Below are 19,222 nucleotides of genomic sequence, written 5' to 3' on the forward strand. Positions count from 1 at the left end.
TTATTGATGCTTCTCGATAATATCGAGAATGGTTTTCGCCTTTTCTGATTCCTTGGCGATTTGTCCATTTACAGATTGGATTTCATTCAGTAATTCTTCCCGTTCAGAATCACTCAGATTGTAAAATTCTGCGCCTTTTTCAGACATGCTTTTAATCGCTTCTTCTTCGCGCTTTTGTAATAGGCTGTATGCGGATTGACCTACTTGATCAGAGATACTCTTGATTGCTTTTTGATCTTTCTCAGAAATCTTTCTCCAAACATCTGGATTGACCACATATTGAATTGTATTGATCGAAAGGCCTAAAGCCGTCATTTTCGGAGTTACTTCATGCAGGTTTTGTGAATTGGTCAGGCCAACTGTTTGGAAGGTAGAGGCAACGGTACCATTCTGCAATGCAAGGTATAATTCGCTTGGGTCCATCGTGATTGGTAGAGCGCCAAGCAGCTTAGCCTGTTCACCTTGCCATCTTCCTGCAGTTCTCATGCTGAGTTTTTCATATTGTTTAAGGTCAGTAATAAATTCGTCTTTATGGAGAACAAGTGTCTCTGTAGCACCCGGTGCCCACATCAGGAGTTCAAGATCATGATTGTTGAATAATGATTCCAATTCGGGGTTCACATCTTTATAAATACCCTTATACTGATCTTCAGAACGGAATGTGCCAATTGTCTCTAACAGCCCCATTTCTGGAATCTGGCCAGAAATTGCCCCGGCAGAGAGGATCCCGGCTTCAACCGAACCATCCCGAACGGCATCTAATGTCTCGAACAAAGAAACCAGGGAAGCGGAATAATAAGGTTTGAAGGTGACTCTTCCATCCGTTTCTTTTTCAATCGCTTCGGACCAATCTTTAAAAATATCATTGAATGGGTCGTTCTCAGTGTGGAAAATGGACATATCAATCGTTACTTTTGCATCGTCATCAGCAGAAGAGGAACCAGTACCTGCAGAAGCGCAGCCCCCGAGGATTAGAGCCAATACGATAAGTAAATAAAATCCAGACATCTTCTTTTTTAGAGATTTCATATTCTTCCCCCTGTTTATTAGTTTTCTAGTTTTATAAAATCGATTTCTTCACTGTGGCCATGCTTAGAGTCCGAGATTGCCCATTGATCAAATCAAGCATTTGATCAACTGAGATGACTGCGCCAAAGGTTTCGTTTACTAGCTTTAAGCTGGCGTTGTGGCTATCAGATGTTAAGCCGCCAACTGCTTCTTTTGCCACCAGCACGTCATAGTCTCGCTGATATGCATCCCGGATTGTTGTTTCCACACAGTGGGTAGTTGCGACTCCGCAAACGAGGAGTGTATCGATGCCTTTCATCCGCAGTAATGTATCCAGTCTTGTATCAAAGAAGGCACTAAACCGATGTTTTGTGATCAATTCGGCTGAAGAGTCTGTAAACGCTTTCAGCTCATCCACTACTTCAGCATCCCATGTGCCTTTTAAAGCGGGAGGCCCAGCAGACCAGCGATGTGTGTGAGGAGTAAGTCTGTGATTACTGCGAGTAATATCATCAGGGTAATGATTCTGGATGGTCCATATATCAAGAATTCCTGCTGAGCGGCAAGCAGCTAACAATTGTTTTACTTTCGGGATGGTTGCGATCATTGCTTGGACATCGTACCCTGCCCGGCCGATGCTTCCATCTTTGTGACAGTAGCTATTTTGCATATCAATAATAAGCAAGGCTGATTTATCAGGATGTAATTCAAAGTTTTGATTCATCATTACGTATTTTCCTCCTTAATTGATAAATGAGCAGTTATGTTCACCCCCTTTAAGAAATAAAAAAGAGCAAACCAAAATTTACCCAGAATCCACGCCAAAAAGACGAGAAAACAGATAAACTTTGGTTTGCTCTTGACTGTACTTCAAGACCCACCCATTGTTTAGAAATAAACGACCATAGTTCTTCACTAAGGCTTAGTTTATTTTTAGAATTTTTAGTTAATTATTAATATATATTAATCTTTCGTGAAAATCAATCCCTTTTATAACGTTTATGTGATGTTTTCTTCAAATACCAAAACCCCAACGGCTGCGTCTTCTTCAAGCTTCCAGGCTTCATAATGTTCGACAATCTTCATTCCAACAATTTTTTCAAATGCCTGAATCCTTTCCTGACCAGCTCCCTTAAGATAAAGGCGCCTGGCTTCCAGGGCAATGGGAAGGCCATCGCTGGATTTTAAAATGTTGCGTTCCATTGGTGTCAAAATTCCCTTCATAAAAAAAACAAGGACATTATCCGTAATCTTGATTTTCGTTTCACGGGGACCTCTTCCCAAATTCTCTTTAATATAATAGCTAAGAAAGTTTGCAAATTCTTTCTCAATTGCATTCTTGGATAATACATTCATATGGATTCCCACCTCATATTAAAAATAGTACTAAATAAACGGCAAATCGTGGGGGTTGGGGATATAATTAATAATATTGTAATTAATTAACTATTATGAATATTATTAATTATATCAAAAAATAGGTGGAAAAGGGACTTTAATCACTATGTGTTATGACTTATATTAAAAGCAAGAAACATTTAATAAAATCAAGGCCCATACTTTCCGTTCAAACAAAATTAAAATCAGTATAGTTATCGAATGATACTAAACTCTTAATGTGAGGATGTGCAGGGATTCATATGAGAATTGATCGTTTATTCCGGCAAAGAATCGGTTTTCCTTTTGACGAGAAAATTAACTTAAATAACCTGGATAATTTACTAGAGCAGATAGCTTCATTTATCCCGTTCGAGAATCTTTGCACATTATCTGGAGATCTTGATGCTATAAATGAAATTACTCTAGTAGATAAGATTCTAAATAGAAGTCAAGGCGGTCTCTGCTATGACTTGAATGGAATCCTCTATTTGTTCTTACAAGAGAATGGCCTGGATGTGCAGCTGATCCGCGGGTCAGTATACGTTCCTGATTTTAAGGATTATAGTCCAACTGGCAGGACTCATGCTGCGATTATTTTGAGCATAGATGGAGAAAGATTCTTGATTGATACCGGTTTTGGCGGGAATCTCCCGTTAAGGCCGGTGCCAATGGATGGAACAGAGATTAGTTCACCTAACGGGGATTTCCGTGTTAAACAACATGATAGTGAGTTTGGAGATTATCTTTTAGAGATGAAGCTAAAATATAAGGATTCAGACTGGAGAGTTGGATACGCCTTTGATTCCAGAGAGCCGGTAGAGAATGTCAGCGATTTATACGAAATGAAGAAAATCATAACGGAACATCCGCAGTCACCCTTCAACAAGAAGCCATTGCTGACAAGAGTGACAGCCAATGGAAGCATGGTGTTAACGGAAACTAGCTTTACACAATGGAAGGAAGATGGTGTGAAGAAAGAGGAAATAGATTCTGAACGCTTTAAAGAGCTTGCAATGGAATTCTATAATATTGAATTAAAATGAAACTTTCCTATGAGGGTAAGCGTTAATATAGTATCAAAAATGACAGGTGGATGAAGCAGATGGATTCACGGGACTTCTTATTGAAAGAACTAAAGGAAATTGAAAAATGGGAGAAGGACCAGAAGGGGCTTTGGTTTTGGGAACGCCTGACCCGTCTGCCATTCAAGATGCTTGATCGGTTCACGCCAAAGTTCATCCAGGAGAAGGTAGGAATCCTGCTTGATGAGCTTGGAAGCTACATTCAAACGGGCGGACAATATTTAACGAGCGAGAAGTCTGTGTTTCAATTTTTCGAAAAAAAGACTGGCAGGAGAGTCAGCCAGCTTACAGATATGGACCGCGTTCCGGTGGAAGAAATGAAGCAGGTATCACTGGCACTTGGCGAGCAGCGGAAGAAGGCAGCGACGATCCAGGGGGCAAGTACAGGTATCGGCGGAATTTTTACACTCGCGATTGATATTCCTGCCGTGCTGGCCCTCTCGCTAAAAACAATCCAGGATATTGCGATCATCCATGGTTACGATCCAAGGGATAAAAAAGAACGTGTCTTTATCATCAAATGTCTGCAGTTTTCTTCGGCGGATGTTGTTGGAAAGCAGGCCATCATGAATGAGTTGATTGAATTTAACAGGGAAAATAAATCAAAGGAAGTCATCTCGCAGCTGCAGGGCTGGCGTGAGGTCACCTTGACGTATACAGAATCCTTCGGCTGGAAAAAGCTTCTGCAGATGGTGCCGGTAGCCGGGATTGTGTTCGGAGCCTTCGCAAACCGGTCGATGGTGAGCGACCTTGCCGAAACCGCGACAATGTTATATCAGAAGAGACGAATTTTGGAAAGGCTTGAGGCCGAATCTCCTGTTTCCGAAGATTGAATAACCAGCAAAGGATGTTTGGATAATAAGGAGGAAACCTAAAGAGGAGGTCTCCATATGAGTCCAGACAAAAAGCAACAAGTGGAGCAAGTAAACCAAGACCCCAAAAAATCAGAAAAGAACGATCGGTCTTCCAATCAGGCCGACGGCTTTCGCTACGACTATGATGATTCTTCAGATTTGAAATGAAAAAGAGGAGAAACCCTTTAACCGGGGTTTTTCCTCTTTTTCTATACGGTTTTACTTAAAATCAATTCTTTGCGCCTTTTCTCTTGAAACACAAACAACCCGCCATACAACACGCCTGTACCTGCCAATAAAATCAATCCGATATAGACACTCATCATGCTCGGTACCAAAAATGCCCCCAAAATGATCGTTGAGCGGGCAATCAAATCGGCGCCGCTGAAGCTGATTCCTGAAAATGCAGAATAGGAGCCGCGTTTGTCATCTGGCATCATATTGGCTTTTTCGGCATTGGCGATTGGAGAGTACATAAGCTCGCCGATTGTTGCAACTAGATTGAATAAGAGCAGCATATACCAGATATTCGCTGATGTAATGACAGTGTAGCCAACGCTGTAAAAGACCAGGCCGGCCAGCAGCATTTTTCTCTTATCGAATTTATCGGTGAATTTCGTAACGATGAAAGTCAGAAGGACGACGAGCATCATGTTTTCGATGTTCAACAAACTCAGCATTCTGACGCCTGATAGCTTGAATTCACCCACGAACAGCGGACGGAATTCAGTGGCCAGGCGGACACCGATATAGCTGTTGAGCGAAAACTCTGCTGCGTAAATACACATTCCTCCTAATACGGCCATAACGAATGGTTTATCCTGAAGTGCTACTTTATAGTTTGCGAACAAGTCTTTGACGACATTTTTGTGTTGCTTTTTTAATTGAGGAACCGTCGTGTCCTGAAGCCAGATTGCATAAGCAATTGGCAGTGTGGCGTAAGCACAGGTAAGAACAATGAACAGGCCAAGTTGATGATAACTATAAAACAGTCCGCCAAGTGCGGCTCCAATTGCCATTGATAAGTTGGTCAGCCAGTAATCCACTGCATAAATGGCTTTCCGGTTTTCGGGTGTCGTGGAATCAATGATGATGGCTTGCATGGCCGGACGACCGAGACTGCCGGAAATCATAAAAAGCAGATATGCAGTTGCAAACACTTCTATCCATTTATATTGAGGAACCAGACTCGCGGTCATTAATCCTAACAAAATTGTACTCACGATAGATGTGATCATCAGGATTTTTTTCCGGCGGAAACGGTCAGAGATATAGCCTCCGATAAAATTGCCAATAAACGTAACGAAAACGATCATCCCAAGGAATATCCCTGCCCAAACGGCTCCTTTATGCTGGGCGAAAAACAGTGCCATGAATGGCATGACTGCACTGGAAATGGCGCGGTTAAAAAAAGATGTGATCAAACGGACTTTTAGGTTTTGTGGGTATTCTTTCCACTTCATATTGCCAGCCCCTTTCTATATATGTATATTAAAGGGGACTTAGAGAATTAAAAATTCCCTTTTTAAATAAAAATGTCCACTTTTAAGGAGACGTACATATGGATCGCTATTTATTAACATTATGGAACCGGGTTGATTCTGGAGAGGCAAAGGTAGAAGAACTCGCAGAGCTGCTGTTACTTAGCACGAAGCAAACTCGCCGTAAGCTGAAGCAATGGGAAGAAGAGGGCTGGCTCACTTTTCAATCCGGTCGGGGAAGGGGAAATAGGTCAACGGTAAAATGGTTACGAGATGTTGAACAGGAGTATGAACGGAGCTTTTTCATGAGTATGGAAAAAGAACCGATTGAGGCTGTCAGTAAACTATTGCTGCTGGATTGGACGACAGAAACGAAGCAGCGGCTGATGGCAGCTTTTCAGGGGAAACTGGGATTTAACCAGGAAGGACAGGATCGCTTGATCATCCCTAGATTTTATCGGTTTTTAACTTATCATCCGCTAAAATTGGCGGATGCCAACAGCGCGAACATCATTGCCAACCTATACAACAGGCTTGTTACACTGAATGCAGACGATTCGGTTGCCCCGGAATTAGCCCATAGCTGGGAATATACCGATACACAACTCTTATTGTATTTAAGGAAAGATGTTGCCTTCCATGACGGATCTATTCTAAAAGCGGAGGATGTCGTCCATTGTCTGCAGCAAATGAAACAGGATGAAAATTTTGCGAAGCTATGGGAACCAATCAAGGCAATCACTACTCCTTCTCCACTGGTGGTGAAGCTTGAATTCCCTGGCGGCTGCTCCTATGTGCTCCAGTTATTGGGTCTCTTGACTGCGAGCATTTTTAAAGAAGTGAATGTAAAGCTGCTGGGGACAGGCGGTTTTTATTTGGCTGAAGAATCAGCAGGGAAAACGGCTCTTAGTGCATTCAAGCAATATTTTGGATGCCGTCCGCTGCTCGATCGTGTAGAGTTTGTCCACGTCCCCAAAGAGTTCCACGTCGTCTATCATGCTGGCCATGAATCAGAACAAGTTGATACCTTTAAGGTGGAAAGTGATTCAGGATTTGGAATTGTCGTCTTGAATCCATTTCGCGGCTCAGACATGACCCGTAAAGAAGTACGGGACTACATCCATATGGTCATCGATCGTCATCGCCATGAGCTTCCAGAAGTTGATGCAAGAATCACAGGCAACAATGAAGGCTGCCTCATTGGATTATCAAAACCCTATGAAATGCCTGAATTGCCTTTGCCGACAATGTCCAGCCCGATCAAGATGAAATATGTAAACTATACGGCAAATACTTCAATTTGGCTTAAGGATAAGCTTGAACAGGCAGGGCTAGAGGTTGATTTTGAGGAGATTTCCTTCCATGATGCCATCTATGATCCCGATGTAAAAAAGGAGACGGATTTGTTCATCCATGGAGAAATATTTGAACTGAACCAGAGTTTCTCCTACTTCTTCTTTTTGAAAAACAGTTTCTCGCCGCTTCACTTCCTGGTTAACAGAAATGAATTTTTACAGCGTAAGATTGAAGCTTATACAACGATGCCTTTTAAACAATGGAGTAGCCTGCATTTGCAGATCGAGCAATATATGAAAGAAGAATCCCTATGTGTGCCTCTGTACTTCACAAAACGGCAGATCCCTTTTTCTATTAATCTGATGAACGTGGAAATCAAGCATTTTGGATATGTGGATTTGACGAAACTTTGGACGAAGCCTGAGGTTTAAATAGCGAAAATCCTTCTTTCGCGTAAGATCTACTTACGCGAACAGCTTGCATGAAAGTGGACCAATCAAGGCGTGCTCAAAGAATTGATTGCCGAGGTTGGCAGCAGATTATATGATACATATAAGAAGACAAAGGTTAAGAGAGAATCCTGATGAAGGTTGGGATTCTCTTTGTTTTTTAACGTGGAAAAGTTAGGAGAGCATTAAATGGATCGGGAAAAATTCGTAAAGAACGTAACCAGCCTTATGCCCAGCTTGCTTTTGGCTTTTTTATACTTATGGTGGTTACCCAGTTCATACTATGGTTTACAGGAGAACCTGGTGGGGAGGCTGTCAAATGGCTAAATCTATAGAAAAGGCGATGAGGAGCGCAAAAGCTTCATTAGAATTGTCCGGATTAAAAGTTGAAGACAAGCACACAGAACTAGTTAGGAAAGCTCTTGCGAAAGAAATCACAAATGAGGAATTCCTGAAAGAAGCTAAGAGATTAGCAGAGCAAAAGGGTGGGGATTCGAAATGATGAAGCAGCCGCCCCGGAGATTAGGCAGGAGTTATCGAGTGTCTCTGACGCATTGGAAAGTGGCTCAATCACTCTTGATCATGCGTTGTTCTGGGACCACATTGAAGCAAGAAAGATATTGCGGACGGATTTCTCTGATGTAGGTTTCCACCATATTACCTTAGGAAGCTGAGCGCTTTTAAATTTTATAATCGTGTATTAATAAAGGAGAAGCCTCTATGAAGAAATATAATGAAGGGCTAGAATTAGTTGAGTTAAACCCAAGTGATACATGGGGTTTAGTTATGCTGTCAGCATCTGTCGGCTGGGACTATGATGAAGAGGAAATAGGAACATTATTTTCTTCTTCGAGCAAAGTTTTTGGGCACAAAAATTTTGAGGGTAAGCTTGTGTCCAGTGCTGCTATAATCCCTTACGATAAAAAGCTGGCTTCAATTGGTGTGGTAATTGTCGATAACGATTATCGAGGACTGGGGTTGGGAAAAGAGGTTACCCAAAAATGTATAGATAGTGCCCGGGATCGATCCATTATGTTAATTGCAACCGCTGAAGGCAAACCCCTATACGAGAAATTGGGGTTTACAGTTGTGGATTCTGTGCATAAGTATCTTTGCGGCGAGTATAATCCTCCCTATTTAGAACCCTTAAGCGGAATTACGGTTGAAGCCTTTAATAAAGAACATTTAGAAGATATGATCAAGCTGGATGGACCTGCTTTCGGAGATATGAGAACCAGCTTTCTTCGTAATAGAATCCAACAGGCAAGTCAAAGTATAGTAGTGAAGGACCAGGATTCTAAAATCATAGGATATGGACTATCTATATTGGGACCTGTAAATTTGATCCTGGGCCCTGTCGTGGCACCGGATTATAGAATCGCTCAAATAATAATCGACCGCCTGGCTTGTCATCATCAAGGGAAATTAAGGGTAGATGTACCCTCTGGACACGAGAAACTGATGACTTTCCTGGAACAAAGCGGGTTTATAAAGGTCAACAATCCTCCAGTAATGGCTATCCATACGGATAAAATGCCGACCAGAAACCATACCTTATTCACAATTGCATCGCAGGCTTATGGATGATCCGTCAGTAAAGCGCCGCCAAAATGGTGGCGTTTGTTTATGTCTATAGCTAATGAGCTGTGGGAGAATTTTCTGAGAAAAAAAAGATAGTAAATCACCTTCCCCCGTTGTAAAATAAATTGAAAAATTGAATAGAGTTTAAGATTCGGTTTTGTCATCCATTTTGAATTACAGGAGGAAACAAGGGACATAAAGAATGAATGATGCTTTCGTTTATATATCAATCTAATTTTCGGAAAAATTTATATTAAGAGGTTGATGAAAGTTGATAATGGATGCTGTTGATTTAACTGTAAAAGAACCTACGATTTTTAACCATATCGGAAACAAAATCAAAACCGATGATCGTGAAATCAACATTATTGCTAGAATGGAAGAACCGCTGATCGTCATTTTGGGGAATGTATTAAGTGATGAAGAATGCGATGTGCTAATGAAGCTCTCAAAGGAAAAGCTGCAGCGCTCGAAAATCGGAAATACCCGCGAAGTTGATCAGCTCAGGACAAGCAGCAGTACGTTTATCGAAGATACCGAAAACGAGGTTGTTGCACGGGTTGAAAAAAGAATCTCTCAAATCATGGGCATTCCGAATGAACATGGAGAAGGGCTGCAGATTTTAAATTATAAAATTGGCCAGGAGTATAAAGCGCACTTTGACTTTTTCTCGTCAAATGTAAGCAACCCGAGAATCAGCACACTCGTCATGTATTTGAACGATGTCGAGCAGGGAGGAGAAACCTATTTCCCTAAGCTCAATTTCTCAGTATCCCCGCAAAAGGGCATGGCCGTTTATTTTGAATATTTCTATGACAATCAAGCTTTGAACGACTTAACCTTGCATGGCGGAGCACCAGTCGTCATCGGCGACAAATGGGCCGCAACGCAATGGATGAGACGCAAAAGCGTGAAATAGAGGAATGTAGGAGCATGGTGAAACATGCTTCTTTTTTTATCGATAAAAACATTTACCTAAAATGGTGAAGGCAGTAGCCCCTTTTCTTTCGCCTCTCTACAGCTTCTGAATCTTGGTAACAATTTTACTTTTTCAACTTATTGTTTACCACTTTTAATCATTGCAGACACCTTCTATAATATAAAACGTTCTATTAAGATATTTATCTGAATTTTTATATTAATTTGAAGGAGGTTCTCTCTTGGAAACGACAAATAAAAAAGGTTTTATTTTGCGTTCACTCGATGTGATTGAGCGTGTGGGAAATAAGTTGCCTCATCCGGTCACTCTGTTTGCTATTTTCTCCGTGATGGTCGTCGTTCTGTCTGCGGTTTTTTCGGCGATGGGTGTAAAAGTGGCAGACCCTATGAATGAAGGGGAATTTTTAACGGTAAAGAACTTGTTAAGCAAGGAAGGGATCGCCTATCTATTTGAAAGTGCAGTTACGAACTTCACTGGCTTTGCACCGCTTGGAACGGTTCTTGTCACGATGCTGGGGATCGGTATCGCGGAACGTACTGGCTTAATCAGTGCGGCTTTGCGCGGACTTGTTACTTCTGTTCCTAAGCAATTATTGACGGCTGCATTAGTATTCGGCGGCGTCATGTCCAGCATGGCAGCTGACGCTGGTTATGTTGTCTTGACTCCACTTGGAGCGGTTCTGTTCGCAGGTCTTGGAAGACATCCGCTTGCTGGTCTGGCTGCTGCTTTCGCAGGTGTATCTGGCGGCTTCAGTGCGAACCTGCTTCTGACTTCATTGGACCCGCTTTTGGGCGGATTGACGAAGGATGCTGCGGCGATTTTTGATCCGGCTTATGCTGAAAACATCAACTATGCAATGAACTACTACTTCATGATCGTATCTGTATTCTTGATCACGATTGTCGGAACATTGGTAACAGATAAAATCGTCGAACCACGTCTTGGTACATTCAAAGGCGATGTAAAAGAAGAGGTTGAATATTTATCTGCTGTCGAGAAAAAAGGGCTATGGGGTGCTTTGATTTCTATCATCATCACAGCAATCGGTATCGCATTGCTTGTTATTCCTGAATGGGGACCACTTCGTGGCGGGGAAGAGAACATCATCAATGCTCCATTCTTCCACTCGCTAGTTCCAATCATCCTGATCCTATTCTTCGTACCAGGTTTTATCTATGGAAGAATTACGAAATCGATCAAGAATGATAAGGATGTAGCGGATCAGCTTTCTGACACGATGGCAACGATGGGTTCGTACATCGTGCTGGCGTTTGTTGCCGCTCAATTCGTTGCCTACTTCAAGGAATCAAACCTTGGATTGGTACTTGCTGTAAACGGTGCAGAACTGCTTGAAAGCACAGGCTTCAAAGGAATCCCATTAATCCTGGCGTTCATCGTCATTTCCGGATTCATTAACCTGTTCATCGGCAGTGCGTCTGCTAAATGGGCAATCATGGCACCGGTATTCGTACCGATCATGATGCAAATCGGATACACACCTGAGTTCACTCAGCTTGTATACCGTATCGCAGACTCAACAACGAATATCATTTCACCATTAATGCCTTACTTCGCAATCGTCATTGCGTTTGCACAAAAGTACGACAAGAAGGTTGGTATTGGTACACTGATTGCAACAATGCTTCCGTACTCCATCGCGTTGACAGTTGCTTGGGTATTGATGCTGATCATCTGGATGCTGACAGGTATCGATATCGGCCCTGGCTCTTCTATCTATATGCCAAAATAATTTTGAAAGAATCCAAGCTTCGTAGCTTGGGTTCTTTTTTTTATGAAAAATTGGTATAAATTCACAAAAGTAATCATTTGGGTTGTATAATAATAGAACAAAATTAATAGGGAGGTGACTTCCATGGAACTATGGAATATCTATGATCAGTACAGGCATTTGACGGACCGGATTCATGAAAGAGGGCAGGAGATGAAGGCGGGGGATTACCATATTGTTGTGCATGTTTGGATCGTGAATGAGGATGGCCAGTTCCTCATCCAGAGGAGACAGCCGTGGAAAATCGGATTTCCGAACATGTGGGACTGTGCAGCTGCGGGTTCTGCCATCATGGGTGATGACAGTGAACAGGCAGCTATCCGTGAGGTAAAAGAAGAGCTTGGAATCGAACTTGATATCGAAAAAGGCGAACGCATATTTACTGTGAGATTTCCTCGAGGCTTTGATGATATCTGGCTAGTCAGGCAAAATATTGCGATTGAGGATTTGCAGCTGCAGGAAGAGGAAGTCGCCGAAGCGAAATGGGCGAGTAAAGCGGAAATAAAGGATATGGTTAAAAACGGCGAGTTCATTCCGTTCAATTATTTCGATCAGTTATTTGAAAGTGTTAATTCGCACATCAGCCTGAAAAAAGCATCAATAGAGGATGCTGAGGAACTTTTAGCCTTGCAGAAGGAAGTTTTCATGCCTCTGTATAAAAAATACAATGACCATGAAACAAGTCCTGTTACACAGACGATGGAAAGATTTTCAGCAAGATTCGAATGTGGAATTTATTATAAAATACTCCTTGATGGCACGCTTGCTGGAAGCGTCCATGTGCATGAAAAGTCCCCAGGATTAATGAGGCTCCATATCATCAACATTTTGGGAAGATTCCATAATAAAGGCATTGCCCAGGAAGTCATGAAACGGCTGGAGCTGATGCACCCGGAAGCAGATGCATGGGAGCTGGATACCATCCTTACCGAAGAACGGAATTGTTACTTGTACGAAAAGATGGGGTATATCCGAACTGGATATGCCAAGGTCATTAAAGATGATATGACGATTGTTCGATACTTGAAAGAAGCCAATCTGACCAAAATTATGAGTATATAGAAACGTTTGCTATTGGAGAAGCATGCTGAACATGCTTCTCTTTTTGCGCTTAAAAGGAAAAAATACGAATACTGGTTTGCGATTGCAGGAAAATGAGACTGAGGATTGCCATAATAACCATTAAAATGACAAGCTCCCAGCTCCAAACCTTACCTGATTTTGTCTTCTCAAGCCAACCAGTTAGTAATGAGAATAATAGAATGAGAGTGCTGATAAAAATCAATAGGATAGAGAAAATCAAAAGATAGTAGTTGGCAAAGACTGATACTGCCAACAGAATTAATCCAACTGTTAAAAAAATCCCAGAGAGGATGATTGATAAAATTCTAATTTCGCTTTTCAGATAACATTCCACCTTACTGTATTTTAGTGTAGTGTTTATATTTCCGTGTTGGATAGAAAAATTCCTTCTTACACTCCTCTGTCATCAGGGTTCGAGAGTAGAAACAGAAGCTGCCGCCAGGAATTTAACAAATATTCGAAATTAGTCGTCGAAATCTGTAAAAATAGGACGAGAGAACTAATGGAAATACAGGGAATACATGGTACTATTCATTTAAAGTATCTAATAGGAGGATTGAATCATGACAAAAGAAGAGAATCGCTCCATAGAAGAACCGGCATCTAGAGAAGAAAACCTAACTATAGAGGAGAGGCTTTTGGACCTCCGTAAGAAACTGAATAAGGAATCCATACATTCCAGCCTGCGGCCCAAGCTGATTGGCGGCTTGAATGAAAAGGATGTCCTTAAATACATAGACGTAATTGAACATAAATACCAGAGCATAGAACAGGAAATGAAAAAGAGTCTTTATGAGCTTGTTTCAGCCCGCGACCGATTGCAGAAGGAGCTTGAAGCTACCAAAGCTGAGGTATTGGAGGAAAAGCAAAACATGCAGGCCAGTCTGGATCAATCTCAAAAAGACCTGGCTGTTTATGCAGTTAAGTGTGAGGAACTGGAATTCACCATTCAGACCTTAAATGACAATAATAATTCGTTGATCAATCAATTACAGACTGAGAACAGCCATCTGGCTGCAGAGCGGAAAGAGCTGGAGAGCCAATTGACTGCTTCTCGCCAGGAAATAGCTGAGTTAAAAGAGTTTTCTGCTGAGTTTGAACAAAGGAATCAAGTTCTTGAATTGAGAGTCAAGGAACTGCGGGAAGAGCTTGAGCGTAAACCAGCCGGAAACAACGAGCAATATCTTGAAAAAATTAAATCCCTTGAAGGAACAATTGAACAATATAAGGCAGAAATCGAGGAACACCGTAAAACAAGGGCAAGGACTGAGGACGAACTCAAGTTGAAAAAAGCCCAGGTTACAAGCTGTAAAATCACCGGCTTTAAAGATGAAGTATTCAATATCTATCAGCAGCTTGATGCACTCACTCAGGAACAGGTCCAGATCAATAAGGAACTCCAGGAGCAGTTAAAGTTTGAACAGGTACGTGCAGAAAAAGCTGAGCAACGTGTGGAAATCCTCCATACATGGGTGGCACAGTTAAAAGAAAGGCTGTACGGCGAACAAAATCTGTTCGAAATCCAGTTCAAAAAAATGGCAGAAAGATACAGCTTGTTCCAGTCAGAAATAAATGAGAGCTTTGACGATTTGAAAAAGCAGGAATCAGTTATTGACAGTTTGGATTATGAGGAAGAATTAGTGGAAATTTAGTAATAAAGAATGGAAGGAGCCTGCTTATAACAAGACAGGCCTTTTCCAATCTTTTAATTCCGGAAAATAATATAAACCAAATATGCAATATAAACTGCTGCAAGGATGTACCCTTCTGCTTTTGAAATCTTGAATTTAGACCTTGAGAAAATCAGCAGGACAGCTGTCAAAATAATCATTAAGGCAATGTCGGTAAAGATTTTATCATTGACAGCGAGTGGTGAGATGGTTGCTGATATCCCCAGTACGAATAGGATGTTGAAGATATTGCTGCCCACAATATTGCCGAGTGCGATTTCGCTTTTCTTTTTCAGGGCAGCCGTAATTGATGTGATTAATTCGGGCAATGAGGTACCGACAGCCACAATCGTCAAACCTACCAATGTTTCACTCATTCCAAGGGAAAGGGCGATTTCCGTTGCATTATCAACAACCAGGTCACCGCCAAAAATAATCGCAGCCAGGCCGGCAAGCGTGAAGAGAATATTCTTTCCCCAAGTTCCTTTTCCGGAAACTGCAGCCGCATCTGGTGCTGGTTCACGGTTATTCAAGGCAACCTCAACTATGTAATACAAGAAAATCAAAAAGAAGAGAAGCAGGATGATTCCTTCGCTTCTGCCTATTAAATTGGTGTTTGCCATCTGAAGCGTTATATCATTGGCAACTACTGCTAACGCTACACTTGCCAACAGGGTGAACGGAATTTCTTTGCGAATTGTCATTGTTTCAACTGCAAGCGGATTGATCATTGCTGTGATGCCAACAACAAGAGTGATATTAAAAATATTGCTCCCTATGACATTCCCGAGAGAAACCTCGCTGCTGCCTTCCATTGCTGCAAGGATACTGACAGTTGCCTCTGGTGAACTAGTTCCAAACGCGACGATCGTCAAACCTACCAATAATGGCGGTACCCTAAGAAGTGTCGCAATCTTTGACGCCCCCTCGACAAAATAATCAGCTCCTTTTATGAGTAAAGCAAAACCTATAGTTAAAAGGATATATGTCAATTTACCATCCTCCTCGAAAGATTACTGTTTAAAACATAGCAAAAAAATGTTTCAAATGAAAATTTACATAGGTAAAATATCAAAAAAGACGGCCCTCCATATAGGAGTGAGCCGTCTTTTGCATTACCGAATTATTTAATACCCTTCATGAAACCTTGAATCTTCGGAGACATGACCAACAGGATGATCCCTAGTACGATGGATGCTCCACCGATTGTTCCAAAGTAAGCCATTTCTGTTTCAGGTGAGTAAAATTTAACGATCTGTGCGTTGATTGCTTGTGCAGCAGCACTTGCAAGGAACCAAAGGCTCATTGTTTGTGCGGAGAAAGCAGCCGGTGCCAATTTCGTTGTCGCTGACAAACCAACTGGGGAAATCAGCAATTCACCGAATACAACAATCAGATAGCTTAGTACCAGCCATAATGGGCTAACTAGTGCATCTGTGCCTGTGAAGTAAGCAGGGATCAGGATAACCAGGAATGAAAGACCTGCGAACATCAATGAGAATGAGAATTTCTTAGGAATTGATGGTTGACGGTCACCTAGTTTCACCCAGAATCCTGCAAAAATTGGTGCAAATATAATAATGAATAGTGGGTTCAAAGATTGGAACCATGCTGGTGAAATGGTCATTCCAGCAAATTCAAGCTGTGTACGCTTGTCCGCATAGTTAGCAAGGATGGTTGAACCTTGCTCCTGGATTGCCCAGAACATAACCGCTGCCAGGAATAACGGGATGTATGCAAGAACGCGTGAACGTTCCACTTCCGTTGTTTTAGGGCTGCGGTACATGATGATGAAGTATGCAGTCGGAATTAAGATACCAAGGATTGTTACTAAGTTGATAAAGCTTTCGAATGTTAAAAGTCCAGCAGGAATTAAAATAGCACTTAAAATACCGATTGCGACAACCGCTACTGCGACCCAAGTGAACGTTTTCTTCTTTTCAGATGGTGAAAGCGGGTTTGGTACAGCTGTACCAGCAAGTCCAAGATTCTTTTTCTTTGTAAAAACGAATACAACTAGTCCCAAGAACATACCGATCGCAGCAATTGCGAATCCGTAATGGAAGTTATAAGCCTCAGATACTGATCCAACGATTAGTGGCGCAAGGAATGCACCTGCGTTGATCCCCATGTAGAAAATTGTGAAACCAGCGTCACGACGAGTGTCTCTTTCACTGTACATTTCGCCAACAACTGTAGAAACATTGGGTTTTAATAGACCAGTACCGATGACGATGAGGATCATAGAAACGAAGAACATTGATACGCTGCCAGGAATCGCAAGAGCAATGTGACCTAACATGATCAAGATTCCGCCGTAGAACACGGCTTTAGATGTACCGAAAATTCGGTCAGCCAGCCAGCCGCCAATGATACCAGACATGTAAACAAGTGAGCCGTAAATGGACATGATAGAAAGTGCTAGTGTTTCATCAAGTCCCAGACCGCCTTTTGAAACTTCGTAATACATGTAGAATACTAGGATCGCTCTCATTCCATAATAAGAAAAGCGCTCCCAAAACTCAGTGAAGAAAAGTGTGAATAGTCCTTTTGGATGTCCGAAGAATCCTGTTTGAGGTACACTATCCACAATTTTCTGCCTATTAAGATTTGACATGATTACCCCTCCCTGTTTTCTATTTTAGAATACTTTTCGAGGTGGGAATTGTCAAAAAAAATATTGGGAATAAATCTTGTAAAATGTTGATATATAAGGTTTTTTGCTCGTTTTTCATTAAAAAGAAAGTTTATTAAAAATTATTGAATTAATAAGAATAACATTAATAATCAGGTAATTTAGTAAAAATATTCCATGCTATCACAAAGGCGTTCTTTACCTCCGTTACTTAATTTGCAAAACAACCAATTGAGACGAATATTTATTCGCCTGGCAGGAAACCTAAAGAATAATTTGTATTTAATCTGGTACATAGGAGGAAGAAATAATGAAAAATAAATATGGTAGATTCGGACTGATGGTGCTGACATCGACGATTTTAATGTTTATTCTGATGTATTTTAATGCATATAGTATTGATCATATATTTTTCAGTGAAACAAGATTTTACATGGCGCTGATTATGGGTGGCATTATGGCGATTGTCATGCTGGCCTTCATGGGGAAGATGTATACGAATAAGAAAGTGAACAGGGGCATCTACGCTGGCAGCTTCTTTTTGATTGCAGCTTCACTGTTCCTCGTCCGCAGTCAGGCAACCGTCGGTGATGAGTCCTGGATGAAAGCCATGATTCCACACCACTCCATTGCGATTCTTACAAGTGAACGCGCTAATATTGAAGATCCTCGAGTTCGAAAGCTGGCCGATGAAATCATTAAAGCACAACGTGAAGAGATCGCTGAAATGAAGATGCTGATAAAGGATCTTGAAGAGAAGGAAGATTAAATTTATAACTTGCAGAGAGCTTAGCCCACCCTTGGACTAGCTCTTTTTTTATGCCTGAAAAGGAAATATACTTAATGGCGGCGAATTATCGTGGGAACTGATTAATAGGAGTGTATGGAATGAAGACGAAATTGATTTTAGTTGAGGGTCTCCCTGGATCGGGGAAGTCGACAACTGCGAAATTGATACATGAAATCCTCACAGGAAATAATGTGGAGGCAAAACTGTATCTGGAAGGGAACCTCGACCATCCAGCGGATTATGAAGGGGTAGCCTATTTTACAGAAAAAGAATTTAAAGAACTTCTTGAAGAAAGCGGCAGTCTCGGCAAGGTTTTTCAGGATTGGGTAAGTGTAAAGAGAGGTCGCCATCTGCTGCCATATATGAAAATCAAAAATGAATTAGGTAATGGTTTTCCAGACGAGTTGTTTACTGCAATTTCTAAAAAAGATGTTTATGAACTTCCGCTGGAGCAGAATATTGCAGTCATAACAGAAAGATGGGAAGAGTTCGCACAACAAGCTGAAGCTGAAGAAAAGGTCTATGTTTTCGAATGTTGTTTTATACAAAATCCCTTGACCGTCGGCATGATTAAATATGGAGCTTCAGATGAAGTGACCATTGATTATGTGAAAAAGCTGGCTAAAGCCGTAAAAACTCTAAATCCTGTGCTTGTTTATGTGAATCAGGATGACATTGATAAATCGTTTCGGAAGGCAGTGGCCGAAAGGCCGGATGACTGGTTTAATGGGTTCGTCCATTATTACACATCTCAGGGATATGGGCTCAAGCACGGTCTGGTTGGGCTGGATGGGACAATAGACGTTCTTAAGGCAAGGCAGGAACTCGAGCAGAGTATTCTTGCCCACCTGCCTATTACTCCAATTATCCTGAATAATTCCCAATTTGAGTTTGACAAACATAGGGGAAATTTGAAAGTGAAAATACTAGCAGAATTATAAAGAGCCTTGATAATATTTCGAAGAGCCTATTCCTTCCGGAGTAGGCTCTTCTTATTGCGACTAAAGGGAGCAAGTATTTCTATTGGTGCCCGGAAATTGCTGAAATGGGAAAAAGAGGTCACCAATAAGCCGGATTGGCGCCCTAAAGTTGCCGAAATAGAGAAAAGAGGTCACCAATAAAAGCAAGCATATCCAAAGAGGAATTTTTATATTTTTATAGAAAGTAGATATAAAAGTAGACGG

19 protein-coding genes are annotated in these 19,222 nt (G+C 41.5%); 13 read left to right on the top strand and 6 right to left on the bottom strand.

Going from position 1 to position 19,222, the window contains the following annotated elements:
- From DYI25_RS18910 to DYI25_RS18920, 3 genes are all read right to left on the bottom strand, one after another.
- The gene (locus DYI25_RS18910) at positions 1–1,029 is read right to left on the bottom strand and encodes a TRAP transporter substrate-binding protein (protein WP_213371846.1); all 1,029 of its coding nucleotides are present in this window, start codon (positions 1,027–1,029) and stop codon (positions 1–3) included.
- A gap of 31 nt (positions 1,030–1,060) precedes the next feature.
- Positions 1,061–1,735: a cysteine hydrolase family protein gene (locus DYI25_RS18915; RefSeq protein WP_213371848.1), complete on the bottom strand. Its 675-nt coding sequence runs from the start codon at positions 1,733–1,735 to the stop codon at positions 1,061–1,063.
- 272 nt (positions 1,736–2,007) lie between these two features.
- Positions 2,008–2,364 (bottom strand): Na-translocating system protein MpsC family protein, encoded by a 357-nt coding sequence (locus DYI25_RS18920; protein ID WP_213371850.1) that lies wholly within the window; start codon positions 2,362–2,364, stop codon positions 2,008–2,010.
- A gap of 284 nt (positions 2,365–2,648) precedes the next feature.
- Here DYI25_RS18920 and DYI25_RS18925 point away from each other — a divergent pair, with 284 nt between their 5' ends.
- Genes DYI25_RS18925 through DYI25_RS22685 form a run of 3 tightly spaced genes read left to right on the top strand, consistent with a single transcriptional unit; the run spans position 2,649 to position 4,492 of the window.
- Positions 2,649–3,431 (top strand): arylamine N-acetyltransferase family protein, encoded by a 783-nt coding sequence (locus tag DYI25_RS18925; protein ID WP_213371852.1) that lies wholly within the window; start codon positions 2,649–2,651, stop codon positions 3,429–3,431.
- Between the two features lie 59 nt (positions 3,432–3,490).
- Positions 3,491–4,303, top strand: coding sequence for an EcsC family protein (locus DYI25_RS18930; RefSeq protein ID WP_213371854.1), 813 nt, complete (start codon positions 3,491–3,493; stop codon positions 4,301–4,303).
- 57 nt (positions 4,304–4,360) lie between these two features.
- Positions 4,361–4,492 (top strand): hypothetical protein, encoded by a 132-nt coding sequence (locus DYI25_RS22685; RefSeq protein WP_274609538.1) that lies wholly within the window; start codon positions 4,361–4,363, stop codon positions 4,490–4,492.
- A gap of 41 nt (positions 4,493–4,533) precedes the next feature.
- On the opposite strand, the gene DYI25_RS18935 is transcribed toward DYI25_RS22685, so the two are convergent.
- On the bottom strand, positions 4,534–5,787 hold the full coding sequence (locus DYI25_RS18935; RefSeq protein WP_213371856.1) for an MDR family MFS transporter: 1,254 nt from the start codon (positions 5,785–5,787) through the stop codon (positions 4,534–4,536).
- A gap of 98 nt (positions 5,788–5,885) precedes the next feature.
- On the opposite strand from DYI25_RS18935, the gene DYI25_RS18940 reads away from it, so the two are divergent.
- The 8 genes from DYI25_RS18940 to DYI25_RS18975 all read left to right on the top strand — a co-directional run bounded on the left by DYI25_RS18940 (position 5,886) and on the right by DYI25_RS18975 (position 14,595).
- Positions 5,886–7,532, top strand: coding sequence for an ABC transporter substrate-binding protein (locus tag DYI25_RS18940; RefSeq protein WP_213371858.1), 1,647 nt, complete (start codon positions 5,886–5,888; stop codon positions 7,530–7,532).
- 337 nt (positions 7,533–7,869) lie between these two features.
- On the top strand, positions 7,870–8,052 hold the full coding sequence (locus DYI25_RS18945) for a hypothetical protein (RefSeq protein ID WP_213371860.1): 183 nt from the start codon (positions 7,870–7,872) through the stop codon (positions 8,050–8,052).
- Positions 8,036–8,224: a hypothetical protein gene (locus tag DYI25_RS18950; RefSeq protein ID WP_213371862.1), complete on the top strand. Its 189-nt coding sequence runs from the start codon at positions 8,036–8,038 to the stop codon at positions 8,222–8,224. The genes DYI25_RS18945 and DYI25_RS18950 overlap by 17 nt, the downstream gene beginning before the upstream one ends.
- Before the next feature lie 46 nt (positions 8,225–8,270).
- On the top strand, positions 8,271–9,137 hold the full coding sequence (locus tag DYI25_RS18955; RefSeq protein ID WP_213371864.1) for a GNAT family N-acetyltransferase: 867 nt from the start codon (positions 8,271–8,273) through the stop codon (positions 9,135–9,137).
- Between the two features lie 271 nt (positions 9,138–9,408).
- On the top strand, positions 9,409–10,050 hold the full coding sequence (locus tag DYI25_RS18960; RefSeq protein WP_213372510.1) for a 2OG-Fe(II) oxygenase: 642 nt from the start codon (positions 9,409–9,411) through the stop codon (positions 10,048–10,050).
- Between the two features lie 241 nt (positions 10,051–10,291).
- The gene (locus tag DYI25_RS18965) at positions 10,292–11,821 is read left to right on the top strand and encodes an AbgT family transporter (RefSeq protein ID WP_213371866.1); all 1,530 of its coding nucleotides are present in this window, start codon (positions 10,292–10,294) and stop codon (positions 11,819–11,821) included.
- 123 nt (positions 11,822–11,944) lie between these two features.
- A complete protein-coding gene (locus DYI25_RS18970; RefSeq protein WP_213371868.1) occupies positions 11,945–12,922 on the top strand; it encodes a GNAT family N-acetyltransferase in 978 nt (325 codons plus the stop codon).
- Between the two features lie 584 nt (positions 12,923–13,506).
- The gene (locus tag DYI25_RS18975; protein ID WP_213371870.1) at positions 13,507–14,595 is read left to right on the top strand and encodes a hypothetical protein; all 1,089 of its coding nucleotides are present in this window, start codon (positions 13,507–13,509) and stop codon (positions 14,593–14,595) included.
- A 53-nt stretch (positions 14,596–14,648) separates the two neighbouring features.
- On the opposite strand, the gene DYI25_RS18980 is transcribed toward DYI25_RS18975, so the two are convergent.
- Positions 14,649–15,605 carry a calcium/sodium antiporter gene (locus DYI25_RS18980; protein ID WP_213371872.1) on the bottom strand — a complete coding sequence of 319 codons (957 nt, stop codon included), beginning with the start codon at positions 15,603–15,605 and terminating at the stop codon, positions 14,649–14,651.
- A gap of 131 nt (positions 15,606–15,736) precedes the next feature.
- Positions 15,737–17,230: a peptide MFS transporter gene (locus DYI25_RS18985; RefSeq protein WP_213371874.1), complete on the bottom strand. Its 1,494-nt coding sequence runs from the start codon at positions 17,228–17,230 to the stop codon at positions 15,737–15,739.
- A gap of 328 nt (positions 17,231–17,558) precedes the next feature.
- Here DYI25_RS18985 and DYI25_RS18990 point away from each other — a divergent pair, with 328 nt between their 5' ends.
- Positions 17,559–18,017, top strand: a complete 459-nt coding sequence (locus DYI25_RS18990; protein WP_213371876.1) for a DUF305 domain-containing protein — start codon at positions 17,559–17,561, stop codon at positions 18,015–18,017.
- A gap of 119 nt (positions 18,018–18,136) precedes the next feature.
- Positions 18,137–18,979: a hypothetical protein gene (locus tag DYI25_RS18995; protein ID WP_213371878.1), complete on the top strand. Its 843-nt coding sequence runs from the start codon at positions 18,137–18,139 to the stop codon at positions 18,977–18,979.
- The last annotated feature ends 243 nt before the right edge of the window (positions 18,980–19,222 follow it).

The sequence above is a fragment of the Mesobacillus boroniphilus genome, assembly GCF_018424685.1.
Lineage (GTDB): Bacteria > Bacillota > Bacilli > Bacillales > Cytobacillaceae > Mesobacillus > Mesobacillus boroniphilus_A.